Origin of the sequence: Streptococcus sp. sy004, from assembly GCF_007859205.1 — a bacterium.
Taxonomy (GTDB): domain Bacteria; phylum Bacillota; class Bacilli; order Lactobacillales; family Streptococcaceae; genus Streptococcus.
The window spans coordinates 109,764-133,733 of record NZ_VOHP01000002.1 but is presented as its reverse complement, the minus strand read 5'-3'; the positions used below and the strand labels follow the sequence as shown (position 1 = coordinate 133,733).

The window sequence follows — 23,970 nt, the reverse complement described above, 5'->3', positions numbered from 1 at the left end:
ATCTAAAAATTTGACTTATCTTCCAAACTTTCTTCTCAAACCTTTACCAATATTATATGAAACCATAAGTATAGCTACTTCTAAACCTAGGTTAATTTCTCCTTATTTTTTAATCGAAGTCATTGTTAAACTTAGACAATAAAATATAATGGCTAAAGGTAATGGTAAATAATATTCTAAGTTAAAATTTAAAAGCCCTGCATCAAATAAAATAACAAGTACAGAATAAATGCTGAAAAGAATAAATAAAAAAGTTGTATCATTTTGTTTCATCTCATTCCTCCACTTTTTAAATTCATTGTTTTTTAATTCTTAATTAAGAAAATATAAAATTGTTAGTAAAACTATTATCTTTGTTATGACTAATTCATCAATCGACTAGCATACACTAACCCTGTTGGAGCTTTATCTCCGAAAATTGCTCCATAGTGATGTGCTGGCATCTTACGTAAAGCACCCCCAGCTGTTCCTGTTGCCCCAATTTTGAAGTTAGTTCTCAAAGAAGGTTTTAAGCCAGCCATTAAAATTCTCACATGATTATCTATCCAGCAAATGTATTTTTTTGTAAAAGCGTCTTGTACCCATTCAGGTTGCTCAGTATCTCTACCAATTTCCCAAACATCTACAATTTTTCCGTTATAACGTGCTTTCATATTATGTTGTTTCCTTAGTAACCATTACATGAATTAGGTGTTCCACCATATTTGTAACGAAACTGCTATCGATTTATCTTTTGGAGAATCTCTACTCATAATCTCCTCTTCTTTTGTGTAATCGCTTTCTTTATATTTTTATTATAGCATAGACCCACTCAAAAAGCTATTATTACGCAGTCTAATCTCCTAAAAATATCAAAAAAACACTTACCCCCCCCCCCATATTTTCAGTAATATGTCGAAAATATGAAAATTTTTCCGTTTCTTTCAGAAAGATTAAGATAAGTTAAAGTTTTCGTTGCTATGCTTGAGTTATCTTAATCATAGAAAGTCGTATATGGCAAAAGATTTTTTTAAGCGAAAAGAAAAAAAGTACCTACTAAATCAAGCAGAATATGAACAGCTTACGCTCTTTTTACAGGAACGCATGCTACCTGACCCTTACTTCAAGACACAAAATAACACGGTTTATTTTGATAATGTCCATGACGAGATGATTATCAATTCGATTCATGGAACAGATTATAAATGCAAGGTCAGAGCTCGCCACTATGCCGGGACTGACCAAGTCTTTTTAGAAATCAAATCAAAAATTTATGGCACGGTCTTCAAACGTCGTATTATTATCAGTCAAGACGACTACCAAACTTTTCTTGATAAAAAGCAGCTCCCTGATAGTCAAATCGCTAGAGAACTCCTCCATTTATTTCAAGAAAAACAACTCGCTCCAAAGATTTTCATTATTTACAATCGAACGTCTTATATGGCTAAAGAGGCGTCTTCTGACCTACGCATTACCTTTGATGAACGACTACGCTCATCAACGACCAATCTAGATTTATTTTCTGATACTAGTATGACGCCTCATTTTGATGAACCACGAATTATCATGGAAATCAAAACCAAAGAAGGCCTGCCTGACTGGTTGGTTAACTACCTCTCGCAACATTGTATTTACCCACAATCTTTTTCTAAGTATGGAAAGATTTTTACTAAAGCAAGAAAGGAAGAACTCATTCATGTTTGATTCAATCTTAGCTCAAGGAGTGACCTTGTCATCTTTAACCATCACTTCTACCGTTGCTCTTTTGGTAGGCGTTATGGTGGCAGGGGTACATGCTAAAACCACACATTACTCGAAAAACTTTGCCATTACCCTTGTCACCCTACCTATTTTGGTTCAGTTCGTGATTATGATGACATCAGGCAATCTAGGAACTGGTGTGGCTATTATGGGAACATTCAGCTTGATTCGTTTTCGTTCCATGCCAGGGACTTCTCGTGAGCTAATCAGTGTTTTTGCGGCCATGACTATGGGCTTGGTTATCGGAACAGGTTATGTCTTTGTGGCACTATTTGCGGCCTGCTTTGTGTCTATCGTGTTATTGCTACTTCATCATCTCGCCCTTTTTGATCCAAGCAATAGCAGCCAATACCTAACCATTTCGATGCCAGAAGATCTTGAACACGAAACTGTCTTACAACCTGTCTTTGAACAATATCAGGTGAAAGCAACTTTAGAAAGCATTCGGCTGAAAAATATGGGGTCAATTTTTGAATTAAATTACCATTTGGAATTGCCTAAACAAATGGATCGTAGAGCCTTTATCAATGACCTACGCATTCGCAATCGCAACTTAGCCATTATTCTTGGCACCAACCCCAACAAGGCTGGCTTATAGAATATCACTAGAACACAAGGAGATTATCATGTTTTTACCATTATCACATCGAACTAAAAAAGCCCTAGCCAGTCTATTATTGACCTCAACCTTGACCCTCGCAGCCTGTCAAGCACAATCAACGGCAACAACGACAGCAACTTCCACTCAACAAACAACCTTACAAACTAGTGTGAGCGAGATTGCTTGGGACTCTCTCCCTTCTAAAACAATTGAACTTGGACAAGACACACTCACCATCACAGAACCTGGAACCTATACACTGACAGGAACGACAACCAATGGGGTGATTGTCAATACCACTGGAAATGTTCGTTTGATATTAGCAGGTGCCAATATTTCAAGTCAGGACAATGCTGCCCTTTATGTTCAATCGGCTGACAATCTTGTCGTGGAATTACAAGATAATACCGAAAACACCATCACTGATAGCAGTAAACATTCAGATAGCAGCATTGAGGGAGCTCTTTATTCTAAGGATGATTTGACGATTACAGGAAATGGTAGCTTGACCGTCAAGGGAAACTATCAAGACGGGATTGTGTCTAACGATCGTCTGGCCATCTTATCTGGTCAAATCACTGTTGAGGCGGCTGATGACGGTATCCGTGGTAAAGATGAATTGACAATTACAGGCGGAAAGATTCAAGTCACTGCTGGAGGCGACGGCCTAAAAGCCACTAATGACGAAGATTTGAGTAAGGGAATTACCTATATTGCAAATAGCGACATTAGCGTGACGGCAGGTGACGATGCCATTAAGGCTGAGTCGCACTTGACCATTGATAGTGGTAACATCCTTGTGCAAAATGCCACGGAAGCTCTAGAAGGAGCAACCGTAACCATAAACGGTGGCACCTTGAAACTTTATGCCACTGATGATGCCATCAATGCCTCAAGTACGCTCACATCTGATGTCTTTATCAAAATCACTGGTGGTGATGTCACTGTTGAAGTTGGTTCAGGAGATACAGACGCTATTGATGCCAACGGCAGCATTTACATCTCAGGTGGACAACTTAACATTACTGCCCAATCTGCCTTTGACTACGATGTTCAAGCCGAGATGACTGGTGGGACTGTTATCGTTAACGGAGAAAAACAAACAGAGATTATCGCAACTGGCCCTGGCGGACGTGGCGGCTTTGGAGCTCCTTAACATATTAAATTAAAAAATACCGTTTCTAACCATAAACTTCCTATCATTCCGATAGGGAGTTTTGTTAACTCTTTTGAAATCACTCTTCTCTCTGCCATCGTTTCTGATAAACAGCGAATAGCATCTAAGAATTTTTACCAAAAAGCCCATCGAACAATTGATTCCCTTTTGGAACAAACACAAAAACCTTGTGAGCTACTCTGCCCAAAAGGGGCAGGCCTAAAAAATCTTGTGATGAGGACAACCTCCTTTGGAAATAAGGTCCTCACAACTGTGAGGACGTCTGCCCATTTTGGGCAGACAGGCCTTAGCTCGTCAGACTAGCTTGCGACTTTTGGGCAGAGGTAAATAGTCTAATTAGACAGAATAAACTAAATTGATGAAAAAACAAAAACTAGCCTAGAGTTTGAGTTACACCCTAAACATGATATAATGATAACAGTAAAGTATGCGACTAGATGACTGATGTTGTTCATCCAGTAGTGTACTATCACTAACCAACAAGGCTTAATCCCTTACTAAGAAAGGAATTTTAGAAATCTTATGATGAATATGCAAAACATGATGCGTCAGGCACAAAAACTACAAAAGCAAATGGAAAAGAGCCAAGCTGAGCTTGCTGCAACCAGTTTCACTGGCAAGTCTGCTCAGGATTTGGTGGTTGCAACCTTTACTGGTGATAAAAAACTAGTGAGCATTGACTTCAAGGCTGATGTGGTTGACCCAGACGATCTTGAAACCTTACAAGACATGACCACACAAGCTGTCAATGACGCTCTGCAACAGATTGATGCCGCAACTCAAAAAACACTGGGTGCTTTTGCCGGTAAATTACCATTTTAAGCCCACATAAAAACTCACCTGATAACAGGTGAGTTTTTTAGTCCAACCATGAACTCAAATCTAAACCAGCAAAGGGATGACTGACTGCTGTTTCTTGTCGTTCAAGCAGCGCCTTATTCTCATCAAATTCTAAAAATTTTTCATAGATAAGAGCCGTCATTCTTGCGTCCTCCAAGCTATCATGCCCTTTCCCAGAAATGCCTAATTGCTCAGCGACCGTTTGCAATTTCAAATTGGCAATGCCATTCAAGTCACTACTGCGTCTATCAAAGGCTTGGTCAAAGACATCAAGGGCATATTGGTGACTTAAGTCCAAACCATTTTCCAACAAAAGGGGCAAATCACTCTTATGAGCATTGTAGCCGATCAAAGCCTTCTCCCCGACAAAGTCAGCAAAATCAGCCAAGACCTGCTCCAAGGTCGGTGCTTGTTCAATCTTCTCCTGGGTGATACCTGTCAAGCCATTGATAAAACTCTGCAAAGGCACTTCAGAATAGACATAGGAATCAAACTGAGCAAGTTCCCGACCGTCAAGCATGGCAACCGCAGACAATTGAATGATATGACTGACACCATCTACCGTATTAAATTCTAAATCAAAAGCAACATACTCACTTAGTTTCTGCATGGGTTTCTCCTTTTTAATCAAAAAAGACTAGCTTTACCCAGTCTTTTACTTCTTACGACCAAACAAACGACCGAAAAAGCCTTTTTTCTCCTCAACCTTGGTCTGAATCTCTTCCACTTGCGTTCTAGCCTGATCCACTTCTGCCTTGGCTTCGTCTAATTCTAACTTGAGCGTGTCCTTGTCAGCCATCGCCTTGGCAGTTAGTTGCTGCTGCTGATCCAGTTGCTTGTCTTTTTCAGCAATCTGAACATCCTTGACACGAATCTGCTCATCTTTTTTCTCAATCTGGATGTCCTTGGCCTTGAGTTGTTCATAGAGCCTTGCAATCTCATCATTTTTCTCATCGACAAGAATCTCCATCAGTTCACGCTGCTTGGTTTCCTCACTAACTGGCTCATCTTCAAAAATCGTCTTTTTGTAAATTTCTTCTAGCTTAATCAAGCCACTACGCTTGACCACAGTGACCCCTTTTTCATTTTTTTCAAGGTCTTCATCTGGTAGATTTTTCACACGATTATTGACAGCTTGGCGACTGACACCCAAGATTTCAGCCAGCTCGCTGACGGTTTTTTCTACTCCCATTTTTTTCCTCTTCTTGCACTTTTCTTACTATTCATACTACCATAAGAGCCTGTCTATGTCAATTTTGCAAAAGATGGCGGTTGCTCTTTCTTTATGGTAAAATGAAAGCATGACACATTATGATACGATTGTTATTGGTGGAGGGCCGGCTGGTATGATGGCGACGATTTCTTCTGCCTTTCATGGCAAGAAAACCCTCCTTATCGAAAAAAACAAACGCTTGGGTAAAAAGCTGGCAGGTACCGGTGGTGGACGTTGCAACGTCACCAACAACGGTAGTTTGGACGACCTTCTAGCTGGTATCCCTGGCAATGGCCGCTTCTTGTATAGCGTTTTTTCTCAGTTTGATAATCATGACATTATCAACTTTTTTGAGGACAATGGCTGTGCTCTCAAGGTCGAAGATCATGGGCGTATGTTTCCTGTCACAGATAAGTCACGCAGCATTATCGCTTGCTTGGAAGACAAGATACAAGAACTCGGTGCCACGATTAAGACCCAAACCGAAGTGGTTTCGGTCAAAAAGATGGACGACCTCTTTCATGTCAAGTCGTCTGATGAGAGCCTAACCAGTCATCAGGTGGTTGTGACGACTGGTGGCAAGACCTACCCTTCAACTGGCTCAACGGGGTTTGGGCATGACCTGGCTCGCCACTTCAAACTGGCAGTCACGCCTCTTGAGTCGGCTGAAAGCCCTCTTTTGACCGACTTCAACCACAAGGCATTACAGGGCATTTCCTTGGACGAGGTTACTCTAAGCTATGACAAGCATGTCATCACCCATGACCTACTCTTTACCCACTTTGGCTTGTCTGGCCCTGCTGCCCTTCGCATGTCTAGTTTTGTCAAGGGTGGCGAAGAACTCCGACTGGATCTTCTCCCCCAAGTCACATCAGATGACCTGCTCGGCTATTTAGAAAAAGAAAGGGAAAAATCACTCAAAAATGCCCTCAAGGCAAAACTGCCTGAGCGTCTGGCTGACTTTTTAGCCCAAGACCTACCAGAAAAGGTCAAACAACTAGACCCCAAGCAGTTGCTTGACTTGGTTGATAAGATTAAGGCCATGCCAATCCCTGTGACTGGTAAGATGTCCCTTGCCAAGTCCTTTGTCACAAAGGGTGGGGTTGACCTTAAGGAAATCAATCCCAAAACTCTTGAAAGTAAAAAGGTTGCTGGGCTGCACTTTGCTGGCGAGGTGCTGGACATCAACGCCCACACAGGGGGCTTTAACATCACTTCTGCCCTTTGCACTGGCTGGGTGGCTGGTAGCCAGTATCCTAACAGCTGGAGCTAAAAGAAAAAACTGACTAGAAGACTACCCTTCTAGTCTTTTTTGTTGCCAAGATACTTAACCGGTTGCCTAAACGCTTTCACGCCGGGGCAAGTCTGTTACTCCTGCCCTAACTTTCGTCTGTCTTAACTTCTTGAGAGAGTAAGGGCTGGTTATTTGTTTATAGGTATTATAGGCGTTGGTAAACAGCTATAATACCATCCATACCACTTGACAGGAGAGTGGTATAGCGATTTTTTGAAGAAGAAAGGAGACAACTATTTTGTCAAAATATAAGTGGGATAAACAGATGAGTTCATTTTATAATGGTTTATTTAAAAGCTCATCAAAATTCTCTAATTTATCTTATAAAGAAAAAGTTATAACTATCATTAGTTTAATATTTCTTTTATCAAGTCCACTAATCGCTTCGTTTAAATTTTCACCATGTAAAGAGTTCGATCAATATATTTCTCTTACAGCTCTAATTACAACTATTATTATATCTTTGATAAAAATATTTGGAATTCCTGAAAGATTTTATGATAAGGTCGATAAGATAGAGTTTGAAAAAACGATTCAAAAACTACCTGATGAAGTCTGTCAAGGACTAATCAAGGAAATTGAACTAGTTGAAAGTAGTAGTTCTTCTTTAAAGCCCATTGTAGAAACTATCTTAAATTTAACTATTTTTTCGATGTTATCTTCTAAACTTATTGCTGACATACAAGAACAAATAGGAAAAGATAGGTTTATTCAACAATTTATTTCCGTCTCTATACTTATTCCTCCAATTATATTATTGATTTTTATAGTAATTAAGCTCTTTAAACATTTCCGTGGATTAGATGTAGATAAACGAACTAGAAAACAAGTTTACTATCTACTCATTACTCGTCATTATAATCAGTACGACATAGATACACAAAAGGAGAAAAATCATGACCAAACAACTTAAATCAGCCAAAACCCTTATCGCTACCAGTGCTTTAGCTAGTCTCAGTCTTGCTCTAACTAATACTGTATATGCCGATGAAGCACTAGATACCAGTACATCAACCACAAATGAAATACTCTCAGAAAACACCTCGATTGCTACAGAACAAACCTCAACAACTGTCGAACAAATGACTAATTCTAACGGAAAATCAACCGAATTAAGTTCTAGCTCCTCAGACAATATCTCCGAGCAGCTACTTGAAGCTGAAACTATTTCTAGTCAAGTTGAGTCAGTTGAGCAGGAAACTGCTGTTGCAACAGCTCAAACAAACCTAACTGACGCCACAGATCTTGTTAACATTTTAGAAACAAAACTCGAAGACTACCAAACTCAAGTAACAAAGGCTCTCACTAGCAAAACACAAGCTGAAAAAGAGTTTGAAATTGCTCAAACTGCTCTCAACAGCACAGATGATAATAAATACCCTAGTCAAATCAAACTAAGCCAAGACTGGCTAGACAATTTCAAAATTCTTAGAGATTCCACTAACTCTAATTTAATTAATCTTAATAAACCTGAAATAAAACAAGCATTTGATAAACTAAATACACTCGAAGATTCCAGTGAAGAGCAAAATCCATTTACTGTTTTTGGTGAAAAACCCACTTATCAATACCTTATTAGTGAAGATAAAGCCATTTATGATATGAATAATCTACCTGATGAACTAAAAATTCGTCTCAATCTCTACTTTGCCAAGCTAGTCAACAGCATCCATGAGCAACTAGGTGATGATCAAAAAATGCAAATCAATAAAAATTTAATGGGATTTGCTGATGTAGTTTCTAATGGATATGCTAATCTAACATTAGAAAATAAAAACAATCGAGATGAATGGGATAAAAGAACTGGTGGCCACCATACATTAAGTATCAATACAGGAGCAGAAAAATTTGGATTTCAAAATGGGGGACATTGGAACTACTACGAAAATTTAAGTTCTTCTCCTGGTCATGACGCTTGGATAGTTAATGATAAAGTAACCGAAGAATTTTTATTTAGTTGGGTTTACAGTGCTGTAAAAGGATTCTTCCTTCATGATGGGGGAGAAAGAAAAGATGGAGGTTCTGAATTCGGACATGCTTTAAGTCTGATTCGTAATGACACACAAGGAATTAGTGTTGCTTGGAATAACAAAATACTTAATACAACTCTATCAGCAATTTCTGGTTCAAAATCGTTATTCTTGGGTACTTATGGTAACGAGTATGTATCTCTAACTAAAGAGTATCGTGCTCTTGAAGAGACAAATGAACAAAAAGCTCAAGAGGTTTATAATAATGAAACCTATATTCGCCTTAGAGACGAAAGACTGACTCTAGCCGAACAAATCGATCAACTAACTAAACAAATACCTAGTCGCTTCTCCTCTGATGAACCTAACTATGATTACTATAAAAGTCTATTTGATCAAAGATACGAATTGAGAGAACAATTAAAAAACCTTAACGAAGAAATTAGTGTCTATGAAAATGAATTTTATAGACTTAAAGGTGCTAAACAATATGAACCTTATCTCCAAAAATTAGAAGAACTTAGTGAGAAAATTTATTTAGAATATGAAGAACGTTATGGCGTCAATTCTAGCTACAATATTAAAGAATTTGATAACATTAAAGAACTTGAGGAAAGCTATCGTCAAGCACAAGAACGCTTAACTTTGAGCAGTCAACAATATAATTCTAAACTTCAAGAATTAAATTCTATCCAAAAAAACCTCAACCAAGCTAAAGAACAACAAAAACAGGCTCAGTTGGCTTTAGAAAAAGCAGAAACTATAGCAGAAAATAATAAAAACACTGAAAATCAACCTGCTATAATCACCGAGGAAATTGCAGACAAAGATAATGCTAGCAACACTAACGAAGAATCTGCTGACAAAGAGAATACTAGCAACACTAACGAAGAATCTGCTGACAAAGAGAATACTAGCAACACTAACGAAGAATCTGCTGACAAAGAGAATACTAGCAACACTAGCAAAGAATCTGCTGACAAAGAGAATACTAGCAACATTAACAAAGAAACTGTAGCTAATCCCAACCACTTAGCTCAGCGTGACCCTAAAGACTACGCTAAGTTAGTAGCTAAGGTCAATCAAGCTATGACAGTTGATAGCAGTCAGCCAAGTGCTACGACTGACTTAAAGCAAGCCACTGTCTCTCAAGCTGAAAGAAGGGAACTTCCAAAAACAGCCAGTCGAGACAGTAAGCTACTTACATTCCTAGGACTTGGTCTGTTGGGATTTATGAAAGCTAGAAAAACAAAAAATCAGTTTAACACTGATTAGACAAAATAAAAACTAGAGTCACTAAGAACTCTAGTTTTTTTGATGGCCTAATTTGTTAAAAATCATCTGATAGAACGATTCTGTTATTCTCAACTAGAAACGATTACGAAAGACTTCGTACATAAGTAGGGCTGCCGCAACACTAGCATTCAAGCTTTGAACATGGCCTTTCATGGGAATGGTAATCATTTCATCTACTTGTTTTTTAAGATTGACTGACATACCGCGACCTTCATTACCAATAATCAGAGCCAGTTTGCCAGAAGTATTCCATTGATGACTCGGCGTGCCTGACATGTCTGTCCCAAAAATCCAAAACCCTTGTGCTTTGAGCTGCTCAATCGTGCGACTGAGATTGGTCACACGGGTAATAGGAACGTGGGCAACTGCTCCTGTTGAGGTTTTAGCCACTACAGGTGTCACACCAACGGCACGATGTTTGGGAATGATGACACCAGTCACATTGGTCGCATCTGCTGTTCGTAAAATTGAACCAAAATTATGGGGATCGGTCAAGCCATCCAAGATGAGAATCAATGGATTGTCTGTTTCTTCTGACTTGGCTAGAATGGTTTCCAACGACGCATAAGGAAAAGCTGCCACGCGAAGCACAAAGCCTTGGTGAACTGCTCCTTGAGTCATGTCGTTTAACTCTTTTTTAGATGTCCAAGAAATCGAAACTTTTTTATCTCGAGCCAAGGATTTGATTTTATCGACATTTTTTCCACGCAAATCTTCTTGCACATAAAGTTTATTGCCTAAATCAGCTTCTAAACTTTCAATAACGGCATGTACGCCATAGATGATATCTTCATTTGTCATGACTTTATTATACCACAAAAAAAGGGGCTTACCCCTTATTTAACTAATATAATGATTTGATAATTTCTACACGAGTAATCTGATCGCCACGCATGCTGTCAACTCGTAAGGCCACATCTTTAATGTAAATGGTTGAGCCTACTGCAACACTTTTATCCTCTTCTTCCAAATGGCGTTCCATAAAATCACGTAACAATTCCCCTTTTTTATTGGGTAACTTTACCCGCGCCAAAATTCCAGCAATCTGTACCTTTTGGCTACCACGCAAGATGATATTATTGGAATCATCAAAACTAGTAAAGAGGTATTTTCTCGTGGCAAAAAGAGCACCAATCGCAATAACCCCTAAAAGCGTATCAAGTGCCGTCCCATGAGATACCACAATCTGTCTAGCAACGGCAAAGAGCAAGACTTCGACAATCGTGCCAGACGTGTGTTTACAAAGCATTTTAATTAACTCCACACCGACTGCTATCGTCATGGCTTGGGTCAGAAAGGTTTGTAAATAATCTTCAATAGTTTGAGTTGCTGTCCAAAGATCCACTGCTCCAACCAACAGACGCATGGTCAAGGACATTAAAACCAAGACCAAGATAATAGAAATAACAATCTCCACATAAAAAGAAATCTCGTATAAACTGGTTTGTAAAAATTTTCTCATTGAAACCCCTCTCTGTTAACGCATTCACTATATCTATTGTACCATATCTCACCATTAAAAATTAGAAAAACTTTGATAGACAAAACATCATAGGTAATCGACTAACTGGCTTGTTTATCCATAGACAATAAAAAGAGCACACAACCGACATCGCTTAGGGCTGCTGGATTCCTCCCCTGACCCGCTTCACGCACAGTTGTTGCTCCATTTCTTATTATATCAATAAGAGAGCTATTTGGCAAGAACTAGCCTTGCTTTTTTTCAAGTCGTCTTTGGCGGAAAAAGGTTTGCATGATCTCTGCACAGGCTTCTGCCATTAGACCTGATTCAACTTCTACACGATGATTGAGTCGGCTATCAGACAAAATATCATAAAGACTACCCGCCGCTCCAAATTTTTGATTGGCTGCACCATAAACCACTTCAGGCAGACGAGCTAAACCAATAGCTCCACTGCACATGATACAAGGTTCAATGGTCACAAAGAGTGTACAATCCAACAAACGCCAATTTCCAAGAGTTTGGTTAGCTTCTTGAATGGCCATGATTTCAGCGTGCATAATGGCCTGTCCTAGCTCTTCACGAGCATTGTGACCACGTCCGATAATTTGACCGTCCTTCACAATTACACAACCAATAGGAATTTCATTTTTAGCAAGAGATTTTTCAGCTTCAAGCAGAGCTTGGGTCATGAAGTATTCTTTTTCAGCTTGCGAATACGTCATTACAATTCTCCAAATTCCCAAGAACGTTTGGGTTGAGCCAAGTCCACTGGAATCTGTCCGGCATAGGTCTGAGCTTGCTGACGCAAGACTTCTAAGTGATTGTCTGAATCAATGCCTTCTTCTGCAAACTGAGGAAGATGGGTCAAGACTAAGCGTTTCACTTGAGCTTGTTTGGCAATCTGCCCCGCTTCCTTACTAGTCAAATGAGCTGGGTGATTTTCGCGACCTTCAAAGAAATACACATCTGCCAAAAACAAATCGGCATCTTTGGTAAATTCTGCTAAGCCTTCAAAATAGCCTGTGTCACCAGTAAAAACTAAGACTTGATTAGTTGCAACTTCACGAATACACATAGCATAACAAACCACCGGATGTACCGTCTTGATGAAACTGATTTCAAAAGGGCCTATCTGATTGACACGATCAACTTGATAGGCTTGTCCTTTTAAGGCTGTTCCCATGTTTAACTTGGCAAATTCATGTTCATCCTCATCATGACCATAGACCAACAAGGTCGGAGAGGTTTGGGGATGAAGCAAACGATAATGACCCAAGACACCCAAGTCTGCAATATGGTCTGGATGATAGTGACTAATAATCACCGCATCTAGATCTAAGGGATTAAGAATTTTTTCCAACTCTGTCACAGCTCGACTACCTGCATCAATTAGCAGATTAAACCCATCTTGACTGGTCAACAAATAACTGGTTGTTCCAGCATCTTGATAAGGATAACCACCCCAACAACCCAAAGTTTGTAATTTCATTTAGACATTTCCCTTCGTCACTTTTTCTACCATTATATCATAGCTTGACAAAAAGACCTTGAAATCTTTTATTACAGATTTCAAGGTGATGATTAAGATAATTGAAGAAAAATAAAACCAAGAACAAATAGACACAAGATGAGTAACAAAACCAAAATACCAGATACACTGGTTAGCGTTAAATTGGATAAACATGCAAAAATTAACAACAAAGTTGTTGCTAGAGAAAACCATAACTTAGCAATCAAGTCTGCTGAAACATTAGTTGATGCCTTGCTGACTTCTGTTAACTCTTTAATCTCTTGTTCTACTTGTTTCATGATGAGTTCCTCCTACTTTATTATTTCGTAAAAGTAGATAAAAAATAGAAGAAATCAATGATTTCTTCTATTTGTCTCTTATTTCAAGTTATTAACAAGTTCAACAACTTTTTCCACAGTGAAGCCATATTCTTCGATCACTTTATTAGCTGGAGCTGACGCACCAAATTGATCAATACCAAGAACTGCTCCATCTAAGCCAACATATTTATACCAGCTTTGGCTTGCTGCCATCTCAATCGCAACACGACGACGCACTTGACTTGGCAAGATACTTTCTTTGTATTCTGCTGATTGTTGGTCGAACAAGTCAGTTGATGGTACTGAAACCACACGAACCTTAGTACCTGATTTTTCAAGTTCCTTAGCCACTTTAACAGCTAGGTTAACTTCTGAACCAGATGCCAAAAGAATGGTATCAAAATCACTCGATGTTTCATAAGTTACATAAGCACCCTTAGCTACTTCATTGAATTGACTGCCTGCTTCAACTTCTAGATTTTGACGTGTTAAAACAAGGGCAGTTGGTGTGGTCTTACTGGTTAAAGCATAATGCCAAGCCGCTTGTGTTTCACGCGCATCTGCTGGACGAAGAACAGTCAAGTTTGGCAAAGCACGAAGGGCTGCTAAATGTTCGATTGGCTCGTGAGTTGGCCCATCTTCACCAACGGCAATCGAATCATGAGTAAAGACATAAGTTACTGGTAAACCTTGAAGGGCTGATAGACGCATTGCTGCCTTAACATAGTCTGAAAAGACGAAGAATGTTCCACCAAAGACACGAACACCGCCATGAAGTGCCATACCGTTTAGGACAGTCCCCATAGCAAACTCACGCACACCAAATTGGATATTACGGTTAAGTGGATTTTGAGCATCTTGCAAACCATCTTCTTTGATGTAAGTCATGTTAGAGTGAGCCAAGTCTGCTGAACCACCAAGGAAGTTTGGCAAGACCTTAGCTACGGCATTGATGGCATCTTGTGATGAATTACGCGTTGCTTGTGAAAAACCATCTTCATAAGCTGGGAAGTCTTTTCCTGTCAATTCAGCAACTGGTTCGTTAGCTAAAACGGCTGTTAACTCAGCTGCCATTTCTGGATAAGCTATTTTATAGTCGTTGACTAATTTTTCCCAAGTGTCATAGGCTGCTTGACCACGATCTGCCACTTGTTCTTTGAAATCAGCATAAACTTCTGCTGGAACTTCAAATGGGGCATAATCCCATCCAAGAGCTTGACGAGTTGCTTTTGTTTCTTCTTCACCAAGTGGGGCACCATGGACACCGTTCGTTCCTTGTTTGTTTGGTGAACCAAAACCGATAACGGTTTTTACTTCAATCAAGCTTGGTTTTTTAGTTGCCTTAGCTTCTTCAAGGGCTTTTGAAATAGCTGCCAAATCATTGCCATCTTCAACTAAACTTGTATGCCAGCCATAAGCCTCATAGCGAGCACGGATATTTTCAGAAAAGGCATCTTTTGTTTCTCCATCCAAACAGATGTCATTTGAATCATAAAGGACAACCAACTTGTCAAGGTTTTGTTTACCAGCATAAGAAGCTGCTTCTGCTGATACCCCCTCCATCAAATCTCCGTCACCACAGATAACATAAGTGTAGTGGTCAAAGATTGGGTAACCTTCTTTATTATATTTTGCAGCAAGGAAACGCTCAGCTTGAGCCATACCGACAGCTGTTGCAATACCTTGACCCAATGGTCCTGTTGTGGCATCCACACCTTGGGTATGACCAAATTCTGGATGACCAGGTGTTTTTGAATTCCATTGACGGAAGTTTTTAATTTCTTCCATACTAACGTCTTGATAACCTGATAGGTGCAAGAGGGCATAAAGCAACATTGATCCATGACCTGCTGATAGGACAAAGCGATCACGGTTAGCCCAATCTGGTTGATTTGGTGTGACACGTAAATGCTTAGTATAAAGACTATAAGCCATTGGAGCTGCCCCCATGACAACACCTGGGTGACCTGATTTTGATTTTTCAATCGCATCAACTCCTAAAAAGCGGATGGCATTAACTGATAAGTTAGACATGTAAAATTCCTTTCTATTTTAAGCTACAACTTGGTAAGCTCTTACATTTTAATATTAACAAAAATATCCGCTTATCGCAAGGATAGGCGGATATGGTTTTCAAACCAATTGATTATAGTAAAGCTTTGAATTGGATATTAGAATCTTGTTCGAAGCAATCATCAAATCCGCGTGGGTGATGGTATTCGATAATATCTTTATCTTGTGGATAAGTGTATTTACCACCAACTTCCCAAATAAATGGATGGAATTTGTATTGTAAACGTTCTTTACGCATTTTCCACAATTCTAAGATTTCATCGGTTGACGCCATAAAGTTTGACCAGATGTCATAGTGAACTGGGATAATTACTTTAGCACGAAGATTTTCTGCCATACGAAGAAGGTCAACAGAAGTCATCTTGTCTTGGATACCGATTGGGTTTTCACCGTAGTTATTTAGGGCAACGTCAATCTCAAAGTCTTTACCATGTTTAGCAAAGTAATTAGAGAAGTGAGAGTCTGCTCCATGGTAGATTGTTCCACCTGGTGTTTCAAAGACATAGTTAACTGCCTTACGGGCCATTTCTTCATCAGTAACAGCAAGTCCACTCAATTCACCACCAGCTTCTTCTGCACCTTCTACTGGTAGAGTTACCAAGCAAGTACGGTCAAATGATTCAACGGCATGAACTTTGACATCTTTAAACTCGAAGCTATCACCTGGTTTCACAACGATGATACGATCTTCTGGAACACCCCATTTTTTCCAAATCTCACCACATTCGTAAGGACCAACAAATTTAACATGATCAAGTTTTGGATTGTTGATAATTGCCGCTGCTGTATTGATATCAATATGATCACTATGGAAATGAGAAACCAAATAGTAATCCAACTCGTTAATAGCAAATGGATCAATAACCATTGGTTGCACACGGAGGTTTGGTTGCAATTTACGCACACCTGCCATATTAGCCATTTGGTGACCACGAACCATGTCTTTTACTTTTTTAGTTGATTTGCCACGAGCTGACCATAAATCCATAACTAAGTTAGCGCCACCTGGTGTTTTCACCCAAACTCCACAGTTTCCTAGCCACCACATCGCAAAATTATCTGCTGGGACAACTTCTTCTTCAATTTCTTCATTTAACCATGTGCCCCATTCTGGGAAAGTGCTTAAAATCCAAGATTCTCTTGTAATATCTTTTACATTAGCCATTTGTGTTCCTCCTCAAAACAATAATAAATAAGTTTCTTTACTTTTTTATTATAGTAAATGACAAGAAAAAGAAAAAGACCAAGTCTTACACAAGTCAGTGTTCACTTGTCACACCTTGAAAATGACTTGCTAAAACTTGATCTTCAAACAAACGACAAATGGCTTGACTTAGGTTTTGAGCTTGGTCTGATTGAGATAAATGGGGGAGTAATAATTGATTGATTTGTTCTTCAAAATAAGGCAAGCGATGACTAAAATCATGTTGGCGAGAAAATTGTTGAAGTTTTCTAACGTCCTCAGGCGATAAAATAGGATGTACTTGAATTAAAGGAAACTGTGTTTCAAAAGCATCACTGGTTGAAATCAAAACATCTGCCACCAATAAATCTTCAACACTTTTGAATTGCTCGCTAGTAAAAATCGCCTGAATACTATTGACTGGTAAGTAATCTTGACACTGTTTTAGGAGCAATTTTTGCATGGCAACCCCGTCGTCACAAATGATATAAACTTGCTTGGGTAAGACTGGACCAGACGTTAGTTGAAAATGGTTGATATACCCACCAAAATGAATGGTAAGGTAAGCCAAATCATCATCATTCAATTCAAGTTGCCAGGCTTCTTCTAAAATGGCAGATACTTTTTTCACTGCTTGAAAAACTTGTTGATATTTTTCTTTGATGTGTTTGGTGAGCGGATTTTTAGATAAAATACCATATTGTTTACGAAAAATGAGAGACTTAACATGCGTCAACAAACGTTTATTTAAATCTTCTTGATTCAAAATAATTGTACCACAAGCTTCTTCAAAGGCTTCAATGAAGGTAGTTAAGGTCTTGGTCATTTCCAAGAAATCCTTGCTGCTAATATGGGTATCCTTATCCTTTCGATAAGATAATAGTAAAACTGCTATCAGGCAAGTATCAACATCATCTAAAGCAATACCTATTCGCTCCCAAATGGACTGGCTTAGGGCCTTAGCCACTTGATACTCAATTCTCTCATAGACAGGAGAAAATTTTTGTTCAATATCTGCCATATCTTCTGTGGTCAAATCCATATTGTGATAAGACAAGAGTAGATAAGGCAAAATGCGTAACATCATCTTGACTTCTGAACGGTTGATTTTTTTACCCAATTCATGTTCTCTCTGGCTCAGTTCTATCAATAGAAAATCTTGCACTTGATCGGACAAAAGCTCTTCTTGACCAAAAATCAAAGCTAATTTTTCTCGTAAAATATTGATAAAGCTATCACTGGCTTCATTAAAAATATCATAAAGAAAGGAATGAACATATTGGATTTTATTGATTGGGTGACATTGAAGAAAATAGCCTTGCGATTTGTTGGCATAAAGGTTAACCTTATACTGCTCTTGTGACAGACGATAGCGAATGTCATTGAGGTCATTAAGAACTGTATTGCGTGACACATCGGTTAATTCCATCAATTTTTCAATGGTGACACGAGCTGGAGACACGGCAATATAAACTAGCATCAACTGAATACGTTCGTCAATACTCATGATATAACTATCTGCCGCCACCTCATCCAAAAGTTTTTGACAAGCTTTCTTTTGATTGGCATCCAATAACAAGCCAATCCGAGGTTGACTGACAAGCGGATTAACCGTTTCTGGCAAGGCGTCATTGATTTTTTCTAAGTGATAATAAATCTTTCGCCGTGACTGCTCCATCGCACGACTAATGGCCATAACCGTTTCTGGATGATCAAGCTGAATGAGGTAGCGTAATAAATCGCAACTACTTTTATCCAATAAAATCATAAGTGATTTCCTTTCTCTTTCATCTCCATTATAGCATAGATACTAAATTTTATAACGCTAAGGACCATCACTTAGCAAATCCACAAAAAAGCCTAGTCGATTACACTAGACTTTTCATTTTTTTAATGTGCATCTCCTTTTTGCCCATAATAAGCATTAGGACCATGTTTACGCAGATAATGCTTATCCATGATATATTGCGGAGCTGGTTCCACTTGTGGATTGATTTGTTCAGTGTAGCGATTCATGCGTGCCACTTCTTCTAGCACGACTGAATGATATACTGCTTGTGCAGGATCTTTCCCCCAGGTAAATGGGCCATGATTACGCACCACAATACCTGGTACGGCAACTGGGTCAATGCCACGCTCTGCAAAGGTTTCAACAATCACTGCACCTGTTTCTTTTTCATAGGCTGAATTAACTTCATCAGCCGTTAACGAACGTGCACATGGAACAGGTCCGTAGAAGTAATCCGCATGAGTTGTCCCATAAAAAGGAATATCACGACCTGCTTGTGCCCAGCCCACTGCTTCTGTTGAGTGCGTGTGAACCACTGCTCCAATTTCTGGCCAAGCCTTATAGAGAGCAACATGGGTCGCCAGGTCAGACGATGGATTCAAGTCACCCTCAACCACATTACCATCCAAGTCAGTGACTACCATATTTTCTGGGCTGAGTTTGTCATAATCCACACCAGAAGGTTTGATCACAATACGACCAAGTTCACGGCAAACTTCAGAAACATTACCCCAAGTAAACTTCACTAGACCATGTTCTGGTAGGGAAACATTGGCTTCATAAACACGTTGACGCATTTCTGCTAATGATTTTGGCATATTAGAATAACCCCGCTTTCTCAATCAATGGGTATAGAAACTCTTGTGCTTCTTTAATTGCTGCACGCGTTTCTTCCACTGTTTCACAATTTTCAGACCACATTTCAATCAAGAATGGGCCATTATAATTGGTTTCTTTCAAAACGGCAAACATATTTTCCCAATCAACGCAACCTTGACCAAACGGCACATCACGGAATTGCCCCTTAGAGCTTTCTGTGACAGCATAAGTGTCTTTTAGATGAAGGGCTGCAATTGAACGATGACCAAGTAAAAATTCACTATAAATATCATTATGCCAAGCAGACACATTTCCAGTATCTGGGTAAACAAAGAGATATGGCGAATCAATTTCTTTTTCAATGGCTAGGTACTTTTCAATCGAGTTAATAAATGGATCATCCATAATCTCGATGGCTAGCATAACTTGAGCTGCTTCAGCCCAGTCACACGCCAAGCGTAGGTTTTTCAAGAAACGTGCTCTGGTTTCTGGCGATTTTTTTTCGTAGTAAACGTCATAACCAGCCAACTGAATGGTACGAACACCCAAATCTTGAGCCAACTCAATACATTGTTTCATAGTTTCCAGTGATTTGGCTTCCAGTTCTGGATCGTTTGAACCTAGTGGGTAACGACGATGACCTGAGAAACAGATGGTTGGAATACGCACGCCTGTTTCATAAATGGCCTTAACAACTTCCAAACGCTCTTCTTTACTCCAATTTAGGCGAGCCAAACGATCGTCTGATTCATCCACAGACATTTCAACAAAATCAAAACCGAGTTCTTTAGCAAAATTCAAACGCTCTAACCAAGTAAACTGTTTTGGCGTTGCTTTTTCATAAATACCAATTGGACGTTTCATGGCCTACCCCCAAATACGACGGATTTCATCCTTGAATTCACGAGCTGCTTGTGCAGGATTTTCTGCTTCGGTAATACCACGACCAGCGATAAAGGTATAAACATCAACACCTTCAAACAATTTCAAGGTATCCACATCAAGACCACCTGTAACTGATACACGGAAGCCCATGTCAATCAATTTCTTAACTTTGTTAAGGTCTTTTTCACCCCAAGTTTCACCGGCAAGAAGGGCGTCACGAGATTGATGGTAAATGGCTTGAGAAATGCCTGCATCCAACCATAATTGAGCTTGTTCATAAGTCCAGTCACCATACAACTCAATTTGAATTTCTCCCTTATCGCCATTTACTTCTTGGATGGCTTTAAGGGCTGCTGACATGGTTGGAATGGTTGCTGAACAGATACACGTCATCCAGTCAGCACCACGCACGGCATTGTTTTTAGCAATCGTGCCACCAGCGTCTGCACACTTGGTATCTGCCACAATAATCTTATCTGGAAACAGATTGCGAAGAACTTCTACCAACTCACTTCCCACTTGAAGTAAGCAAACTGTTCCTGCCTCAATAATATCAACTTCTGTACCAACTGCAACGGCAGCCTTAACAGCACCTTTCAAGTCAGAGTGGTCAAGGGCAACTTGTAAATTTGGAATATGTTTTGTCATTTTTTCTCCTCTTTTCTATTTATTCAACAAGCCTATCTTAGCTATCCAAGTCAAGACCTTCAAGATATGGGCTATTTTTTGATTCTTCAACCATAGCTAGCACTTCTTCAGGACTTTGGCATGCCACTAGACGCTCGATTGAATTTTCCAATTCAAAAAGAGCAATGATTTGTGGAATCGCTACGGATGTGTGAATCGCTGCTGATGTTGCAGCAAGTGTGAGAAGGACTGATACTTCCTTACCGTCTGAGAAGGTTACTGGCTCTGTCAAGGTAATCAAAGAGAATGAATCACGATTAACACCTTCACCTGCCTGAGCATGTGGCATTGCCATACCTGGCATTAGGATATAATAAGGGCCATGCTCTTCTGTTGACGCAATGATATTTTCATAGTAGGTTTCTGTAACAGCACCACTCTCAATCAAAGGGTTAACTGCCAACTTAACAGCCTCTTGCCAAGTTGTAGCTGTCAAACCAAGACGAATCGAATTATTTTCAGTGAATGATTTTTTCAAGTTCATAAGTATTTCCTCCCATTAACAGAGGGGCTTTCGTTTCATGAAAGCCCCCGCCATCTCTATTATTTCAATGCTGCTTCCAATTTTGTTTTGATTTCATTATCATCCATCAAATTGTCAAGACCAATCAATTTACCATTGGTGCGACCTTCTAACTCGCTAATGAGGTGATTTGAAGCGACGATAATATCATAACCACCAGCTAATCCTTTAGCTTCACCAACTGAACATGATGCAGACTCAAAGTTAGTTACGCCTAGACCACGAAGAGCATTTTCTACTTTCATTTTGATCACCATTGATGATCCCATACCATTACCACATGCTGTAAGAACTTTAACCATTGTATTTTCCTCCTGTCAAATCAATTTCTAATCGTTTATTAAATTATTCGCCTTGAGCTTCACCACGATAGTAAGCTTCTTTATCTTTCGCTTTGGCAAATTGAAGTTGTGGGATAACCAATAAGAATACACAAACCAATACATAACCAGCCAAGCCAAGATATTTGAATAGGTATGCAAATGGCAACCATGGGAATTCAAAGTCGATATTTCCGTGATAACCACCGTATGCTGCCAAGTCAAGTAGGCCTACTGCAACTGCACCAAGAGCTACTTGAAGCACACCAGAGATAAATGATAGAATAACTGCTGCTTTCCAACCTCCACGCTTGTCTGCGTAAACTGCGATTGCCGCATTATCAAAGAATACTGGAACGAAACCTGTGATGATCAATACTGGGTTTTTGAAGACAATCAAGAGAACGATTGTGATCAATTGACCAATCAAACCAACTGCAAATCCTGAAAGAACTGCGTTTGGTGAACCAAAACCATAAGATGCTGCAACGTCAACCGCTGGGAATGAACCTGGAAGTAATTTAGATGAGATACCTTGGAAGGCATTAGTCAACTCACCAACGAACATGCGAACCCCTTGCATCAAGACAAAGAGATACACTGAGAAAGTAAATGCTGTTTGGATAACATACATGAAGAATGATTGTTTCGCTGGGTTAAATGGTGTACCTGATGTGATGACTTCTGCATTAGACATTACATCTGGACCCAAGATAGTTAAGATCACTCCGAAGAAGATTAACATCAATGTTGCTGAGGCAACTACTGTATCATGGAAGATGTTCAAGAAAGTTGGTAATTTAAGATTATCCAAGTTGTCTTCTTTTTTACCAAGTTTTGGAGCAACTTTATCAACAAACCAAATTGCAAATTGTTGTTGGTGACCGATGGCAAAACCACCACCACCTGTCAAGCGTTGTGTTGCTTCAACAGTCATATTTGAGCTGACTGCCCAATAAAGACCACAAATCACACCGATAGCGATAACACCTGCACTACTACGAAGTTGTGGCACAAGTAACAAAACAATCAAAGAAACGGTTGCTGCTTGTTGTACCATGATATGACCAGTAATGAAAAGGGTTCTAACTTTAGTCAATTTACGCAAAGCAACTAAAAGAATGTTAACCCCAAAACCAATCAAAAGAGCTGTTGTTGCCGCACCAACGAAGTCTGGGAATTGCTCAGCAATTTTAGTATTTGCCGCAGTCAAACCAAAGTAAGGGTCAATAACTGCCGCACCAATCTTAAATTTATAGTTTAGGGCTGCCAAGATTGGACGGAATGTAGTAACCAATCCTCCTGCACCAACGTTCAGAATAAGGTAACCAACTGTTGCTTTAACAAATCCTGCATAAACATCATGCAACGGTTTTTTCAAAAGTAGGTAACCGACTAGAACGAGCAAACCGACAAAGAACGCTGGATTCTGCAAAATATTTTGCGAGAACCAGTTTAATAGGTTAAAAATGACTTCCATTTTAAAACTCCTTTTCTTTTTATTTTTCTTATTTACAGTCCTATTATATCTTTTGTAAGCGTAAACAAAAAGACCAAGAAGTACACAAGCAAGTGTTCAAAGATAGTGAGTGAATAGTTTCTCAATCTTTTAGAAAAAAATTAAAAAAAGCTGTCAAGGGACTTTACTTTACAAAAAGATTATGTTATCATAGTAAAAGTTGACTAAGATAGTCTAATATATTTTAATCTTTGAAAGGAGTCTATCATGGCTGTTCCTGCACGTCGTACGTCAAAAGCTAAGAAAAACAAACGTCGTACTCACTATAAATTGGCTGCTCCTAACGTAGCATTCGATCAAACAACTGGTGACTATTCACGTTCTCACCGTGTATCTCTTAAAGGATATTACAAAGGACGTAAAGTTGCTAAAAACGCTAACTAATTAGAAGGGAGTTATCATGCGCGTTAATATCACTCTTGAACATAAAGAATCAGGTGAGCGTTTGTACCTTACTTCTAAGAACAAGCGTAACACACCAGATCGTCTTCAATTGAAAAAATACTCACCAAAACTTCGCAAACACGTTGTATTTACAGAAGTTAAGTAATGGGTCAGTACACGTCAATAGGACGGTAAAAACCTTGATTTAAAGGGATTCTTGAAATTTCAAATTTCACTGTATTTCAATAAAAATCAATCGAATGACTACATTTTTGACTACATTTTTTGTGAAATAAATTTAGACATTCGGATATATAAAAGAAAACAAGCTCTAGTAATTACTAGAGCTTGTTTTAATTTCT

Annotated in this window: 27 protein-coding genes and 1 other RNA gene; 9 read left to right on the top strand and 19 right to left on the bottom strand. The window is 39.2% G+C overall.

Annotated features, from left to right (window positions below; all coding sequences use genetic code 11):
• Positions 1 to 102: 102 nt before the first annotated feature.
• Together FRX54_RS06335 and FRX54_RS03410 are read right to left on the bottom strand one after the other, a co-directional pair.
• Positions 103 to 273: a hypothetical protein gene (locus FRX54_RS06335; protein WP_186652456.1), complete on the bottom strand. Its 171-nt coding sequence runs from the start codon at positions 271 to 273 to the stop codon at positions 103 to 105.
• 89 nt (positions 274 to 362) lie between these two features.
• Positions 363 to 653: a hypothetical protein gene (locus FRX54_RS03410; RefSeq protein ID WP_261379623.1), complete on the bottom strand. Its 291-nt coding sequence runs from the start codon at positions 651 to 653 to the stop codon at positions 363 to 365.
• A gap of 340 nt (positions 654 to 993) precedes the next feature.
• Here FRX54_RS03410 and FRX54_RS03405 point away from each other — a divergent pair, with 340 nt between their 5' ends.
• From FRX54_RS03405 to FRX54_RS03390, 4 genes are all read left to right on the top strand, one after another.
• Complete coding sequence (locus FRX54_RS03405; protein ID WP_146461076.1) at positions 994 to 1,683, top strand: polyphosphate polymerase domain-containing protein; 690 nt, start codon at positions 994 to 996, stop codon at positions 1,681 to 1,683.
• Positions 1,676 to 2,338 (top strand): DUF4956 domain-containing protein, encoded by a 663-nt coding sequence (locus FRX54_RS03400; protein WP_186652454.1) that lies wholly within the window; start codon positions 1,676 to 1,678, stop codon positions 2,336 to 2,338. The genes FRX54_RS03405 and FRX54_RS03400 overlap by 8 nt, the downstream gene beginning before the upstream one ends.
• A gap of 28 nt (positions 2,339 to 2,366) precedes the next feature.
• A complete protein-coding gene (locus tag FRX54_RS03395; protein ID WP_146461070.1) occupies positions 2,367 to 3,497 on the top strand; it encodes a carbohydrate-binding domain-containing protein in 1,131 nt (376 codons plus the stop codon).
• 543 nt (positions 3,498 to 4,040) lie between these two features.
• Entirely contained in the window at positions 4,041 to 4,340 is a 300-nt protein-coding gene (locus tag FRX54_RS03390) for a YbaB/EbfC family nucleoid-associated protein (protein WP_146461068.1), read from the top strand.
• 37 nt (positions 4,341 to 4,377) lie between these two features.
• Here the strand turns inward: FRX54_RS03390 and FRX54_RS03385 are convergent, their stop codons facing one another.
• Together FRX54_RS03385 and FRX54_RS03380 are read right to left on the bottom strand one after the other, a co-directional pair.
• Complete coding sequence (locus FRX54_RS03385) at positions 4,378 to 4,968, bottom strand: 3'-5' exonuclease (RefSeq protein WP_146461066.1); 591 nt, start codon at positions 4,966 to 4,968, stop codon at positions 4,378 to 4,380.
• Positions 4,969 to 5,013: 45 nt separating this feature from the next.
• Positions 5,014 to 5,550 (bottom strand): DUF536 domain-containing protein, encoded by a 537-nt coding sequence (locus FRX54_RS03380; RefSeq protein ID WP_146461064.1) that lies wholly within the window; start codon positions 5,548 to 5,550, stop codon positions 5,014 to 5,016.
• Positions 5,551 to 5,659: 109 nt separating this feature from the next.
• On the opposite strand from FRX54_RS03380, the gene FRX54_RS03375 reads away from it, so the two are divergent.
• The 3 genes from FRX54_RS03375 (at position 5,660) to FRX54_RS03365 (ending at position 10,110) form a co-directional block, all read left to right on the top strand.
• Positions 5,660 to 6,844 carry an NAD(P)/FAD-dependent oxidoreductase gene (locus tag FRX54_RS03375; RefSeq protein ID WP_146461061.1) on the top strand — a complete coding sequence of 395 codons (1,185 nt, stop codon included), beginning with the start codon at positions 5,660 to 5,662 and terminating at the stop codon, positions 6,842 to 6,844.
• A gap of 259 nt (positions 6,845 to 7,103) precedes the next feature.
• On the top strand, positions 7,104 to 7,778 hold the full coding sequence (locus FRX54_RS03370) for a hypothetical protein (protein ID WP_146461057.1): 675 nt from the start codon (positions 7,104 to 7,106) through the stop codon (positions 7,776 to 7,778).
• The gene (locus FRX54_RS03365; RefSeq protein WP_146461055.1) at positions 7,762 to 10,110 is read left to right on the top strand and encodes a hypothetical protein; all 2,349 of its coding nucleotides are present in this window, start codon (positions 7,762 to 7,764) and stop codon (positions 10,108 to 10,110) included. The genes FRX54_RS03370 and FRX54_RS03365 overlap by 17 nt, the downstream gene beginning before the upstream one ends.
• Before the next feature lie 93 nt (positions 10,111 to 10,203).
• Here FRX54_RS03365 and rlmB read toward each other — a convergent pair whose 3' ends face one another.
• The 15 genes from rlmB to FRX54_RS03290 form a co-directional block, all read right to left on the bottom strand.
• Positions 10,204 to 10,932 carry a 23S rRNA (guanosine(2251)-2'-O)-methyltransferase RlmB gene (rlmB, locus tag FRX54_RS03360; protein WP_146461051.1) on the bottom strand — a complete coding sequence of 243 codons (729 nt, stop codon included), beginning with the start codon at positions 10,930 to 10,932 and terminating at the stop codon, positions 10,204 to 10,206.
• A gap of 43 nt (positions 10,933 to 10,975) precedes the next feature.
• Positions 10,976 to 11,593: a hypothetical protein gene (locus tag FRX54_RS03355; RefSeq protein WP_146461048.1), complete on the bottom strand. Its 618-nt coding sequence runs from the start codon at positions 11,591 to 11,593 to the stop codon at positions 10,976 to 10,978.
• Between the two features lie 120 nt (positions 11,594 to 11,713).
• An RNA gene (ffs, locus tag FRX54_RS03350) (signal recognition particle sRNA small type) lies at positions 11,714 to 11,809 on the bottom strand.
• 29 nt (positions 11,810 to 11,838) lie between these two features.
• The gene (tadA, locus tag FRX54_RS03345; protein WP_146461045.1) at positions 11,839 to 12,318 is read right to left on the bottom strand and encodes a tRNA adenosine(34) deaminase TadA; all 480 of its coding nucleotides are present in this window, start codon (positions 12,316 to 12,318) and stop codon (positions 11,839 to 11,841) included.
• Complete coding sequence (locus tag FRX54_RS03340) at positions 12,318 to 13,085, bottom strand: MBL fold metallo-hydrolase (RefSeq protein ID WP_146461044.1); 768 nt, start codon at positions 13,083 to 13,085, stop codon at positions 12,318 to 12,320. The genes tadA and FRX54_RS03340 overlap by 1 nt, the downstream gene beginning before the upstream one ends.
• A gap of 92 nt (positions 13,086 to 13,177) precedes the next feature.
• The gene (locus FRX54_RS03335; protein WP_146461042.1) at positions 13,178 to 13,405 is read right to left on the bottom strand and encodes a hypothetical protein; all 228 of its coding nucleotides are present in this window, start codon (positions 13,403 to 13,405) and stop codon (positions 13,178 to 13,180) included.
• 78 nt (positions 13,406 to 13,483) lie between these two features.
• Positions 13,484 to 15,460 (bottom strand): transketolase, encoded by a 1,977-nt coding sequence (gene tkt / locus FRX54_RS03330; protein ID WP_146461040.1) that lies wholly within the window; start codon positions 15,458 to 15,460, stop codon positions 13,484 to 13,486.
• A gap of 112 nt (positions 15,461 to 15,572) precedes the next feature.
• A complete protein-coding gene (gene ulaG / locus FRX54_RS03325) occupies positions 15,573 to 16,664 on the bottom strand; it encodes an L-ascorbate 6-phosphate lactonase (protein WP_146461039.1) in 1,092 nt (363 codons plus the stop codon).
• Between the two features lie 94 nt (positions 16,665 to 16,758).
• A complete protein-coding gene (locus FRX54_RS03320; protein ID WP_146461037.1) occupies positions 16,759 to 18,450 on the bottom strand; it encodes a transcription antiterminator in 1,692 nt (563 codons plus the stop codon).
• Between the two features lie 122 nt (positions 18,451 to 18,572).
• A complete protein-coding gene (locus tag FRX54_RS03315) occupies positions 18,573 to 19,289 on the bottom strand; it encodes an L-ribulose-5-phosphate 4-epimerase (protein WP_146461035.1) in 717 nt (238 codons plus the stop codon).
• A 1-nt stretch (position 19,290) separates the two neighbouring features.
• Positions 19,291 to 20,154, bottom strand: a complete 864-nt coding sequence (locus tag FRX54_RS03310) for an L-ribulose-5-phosphate 3-epimerase (protein WP_146461033.1) — start codon at positions 20,152 to 20,154, stop codon at positions 19,291 to 19,293.
• 3 nt (positions 20,155 to 20,157) lie between these two features.
• On the bottom strand, positions 20,158 to 20,823 hold the full coding sequence (locus tag FRX54_RS03305) for a 3-keto-L-gulonate-6-phosphate decarboxylase UlaD (RefSeq protein ID WP_146461032.1): 666 nt from the start codon (positions 20,821 to 20,823) through the stop codon (positions 20,158 to 20,160).
• A gap of 37 nt (positions 20,824 to 20,860) precedes the next feature.
• On the bottom strand, positions 20,861 to 21,346 hold the full coding sequence (locus tag FRX54_RS03300) for a PTS sugar transporter subunit IIA (RefSeq protein ID WP_146461030.1): 486 nt from the start codon (positions 21,344 to 21,346) through the stop codon (positions 20,861 to 20,863).
• Positions 21,347 to 21,405: 59 nt separating this feature from the next.
• Positions 21,406 to 21,687: a PTS sugar transporter subunit IIB gene (locus FRX54_RS03295; protein WP_146461028.1), complete on the bottom strand. Its 282-nt coding sequence runs from the start codon at positions 21,685 to 21,687 to the stop codon at positions 21,406 to 21,408.
• A 43-nt stretch (positions 21,688 to 21,730) separates the two neighbouring features.
• Positions 21,731 to 23,185 carry a PTS ascorbate transporter subunit IIC gene (locus FRX54_RS03290; RefSeq protein ID WP_146461026.1) on the bottom strand — a complete coding sequence of 485 codons (1,455 nt, stop codon included), beginning with the start codon at positions 23,183 to 23,185 and terminating at the stop codon, positions 21,731 to 21,733.
• A gap of 246 nt (positions 23,186 to 23,431) precedes the next feature.
• Here FRX54_RS03290 and rpmF point away from each other — a divergent pair, with 246 nt between their 5' ends.
• Entirely contained in the window at positions 23,432 to 23,608 is a 177-nt protein-coding gene (gene rpmF, locus FRX54_RS03285; RefSeq protein WP_146461024.1) for a 50S ribosomal protein L32, read from the top strand.
• Between the two features lie 16 nt (positions 23,609 to 23,624).
• Positions 23,625 to 23,774 (top strand): 50S ribosomal protein L33, encoded by a 150-nt coding sequence (rpmG, locus tag FRX54_RS03280; RefSeq protein ID WP_001265622.1) that lies wholly within the window; start codon positions 23,625 to 23,627, stop codon positions 23,772 to 23,774.
• Positions 23,775 to 23,970 lie beyond the last annotated feature (196 nt).

What these genes read in the sequence shown, in the direction of transcription:
- FRX54_RS06335 (WP_186652456.1), bottom strand. Translation starts at nt 273, where the DNA reads ATGAAACAAAATGATACAACTTTTTTATTTATTCTTTTCAGCATTTAT.
- FRX54_RS03410 (WP_261379623.1), bottom strand. Translation starts at nt 653, where the DNA reads ATGAAAGCACGTTATAACGGAAAAATTGTAGATGTTTGGGAAATTGGT.
- FRX54_RS03405 (WP_146461076.1), top strand. Translation starts at nt 994, where the DNA reads ATGGCAAAAGATTTTTTTAAGCGAAAAGAAAAAAAGTACCTACTAAAT.
- FRX54_RS03400 (WP_186652454.1), top strand. Translation starts at nt 1,676, where the DNA reads ATGTTTGATTCAATCTTAGCTCAAGGAGTGACCTTGTCATCTTTAACC.
- FRX54_RS03395 (WP_146461070.1), top strand. Translation starts at nt 2,367, where the DNA reads ATGTTTTTACCATTATCACATCGAACTAAAAAAGCCCTAGCCAGTCTA.
- FRX54_RS03390 (WP_146461068.1), top strand. Translation starts at nt 4,041, where the DNA reads ATGATGAATATGCAAAACATGATGCGTCAGGCACAAAAACTACAAAAG.
- FRX54_RS03385 (WP_146461066.1), bottom strand. Translation starts at nt 4,968, where the DNA reads ATGCAGAAACTAAGTGAGTATGTTGCTTTTGATTTAGAATTTAATACG.
- FRX54_RS03380 (WP_146461064.1), bottom strand. Translation starts at nt 5,550, where the DNA reads ATGGGAGTAGAAAAAACCGTCAGCGAGCTGGCTGAAATCTTGGGTGTC.
- FRX54_RS03375 (WP_146461061.1), top strand. Translation starts at nt 5,660, where the DNA reads ATGACACATTATGATACGATTGTTATTGGTGGAGGGCCGGCTGGTATG.
- FRX54_RS03365 (WP_146461055.1), top strand. Translation starts at nt 7,762, where the DNA reads ATGACCAAACAACTTAAATCAGCCAAAACCCTTATCGCTACCAGTGCT.
- rlmB (WP_146461051.1), bottom strand. Translation starts at nt 10,932, where the DNA reads ATGACAAATGAAGATATCATCTATGGCGTACATGCCGTTATTGAAAGT.
- FRX54_RS03355 (WP_146461048.1), bottom strand. Translation starts at nt 11,593, where the DNA reads ATGAGAAAATTTTTACAAACCAGTTTATACGAGATTTCTTTTTATGTG.
- tadA (WP_146461045.1), bottom strand. Translation starts at nt 12,318, where the DNA reads ATGACGTATTCGCAAGCTGAAAAAGAATACTTCATGACCCAAGCTCTG.
- FRX54_RS03340 (WP_146461044.1), bottom strand. Translation starts at nt 13,085, where the DNA reads ATGAAATTACAAACTTTGGGTTGTTGGGGTGGTTATCCTTATCAAGAT.
- FRX54_RS03335 (WP_146461042.1), bottom strand. Translation starts at nt 13,405, where the DNA reads ATGAAACAAGTAGAACAAGAGATTAAAGAGTTAACAGAAGTCAGCAAG.
- tkt (WP_146461040.1), bottom strand. Translation starts at nt 15,460, where the DNA reads ATGTCTAACTTATCAGTTAATGCCATCCGCTTTTTAGGAGTTGATGCG.
- ulaG (WP_146461039.1), bottom strand. Translation starts at nt 16,664, where the DNA reads ATGGCTAATGTAAAAGATATTACAAGAGAATCTTGGATTTTAAGCACT.
- FRX54_RS03320 (WP_146461037.1), bottom strand. Translation starts at nt 18,450, where the DNA reads ATGATTTTATTGGATAAAAGTAGTTGCGATTTATTACGCTACCTCATT.
- FRX54_RS03315 (WP_146461035.1), bottom strand. Translation starts at nt 19,289, where the DNA reads ATGCCAAAATCATTAGCAGAAATGCGTCAACGTGTTTATGAAGCCAAT.
- FRX54_RS03310 (WP_146461033.1), bottom strand. Translation starts at nt 20,154, where the DNA reads ATGAAACGTCCAATTGGTATTTATGAAAAAGCAACGCCAAAACAGTTT.
- FRX54_RS03305 (WP_146461032.1), bottom strand. Translation starts at nt 20,823, where the DNA reads ATGACAAAACATATTCCAAATTTACAAGTTGCCCTTGACCACTCTGAC.
- FRX54_RS03300 (WP_146461030.1), bottom strand. Translation starts at nt 21,346, where the DNA reads ATGAACTTGAAAAAATCATTCACTGAAAATAATTCGATTCGTCTTGGT.
- FRX54_RS03295 (WP_146461028.1), bottom strand. Translation starts at nt 21,687, where the DNA reads ATGGTTAAAGTTCTTACAGCATGTGGTAATGGTATGGGATCATCAATG.
- FRX54_RS03290 (WP_146461026.1), bottom strand. Translation starts at nt 23,185, where the DNA reads ATGGAAGTCATTTTTAACCTATTAAACTGGTTCTCGCAAAATATTTTG.
- rpmF (WP_146461024.1), top strand. Translation starts at nt 23,432, where the DNA reads ATGGCTGTTCCTGCACGTCGTACGTCAAAAGCTAAGAAAAACAAACGT.
- rpmG (WP_001265622.1), top strand. Translation starts at nt 23,625, where the DNA reads ATGCGCGTTAATATCACTCTTGAACATAAAGAATCAGGTGAGCGTTTG.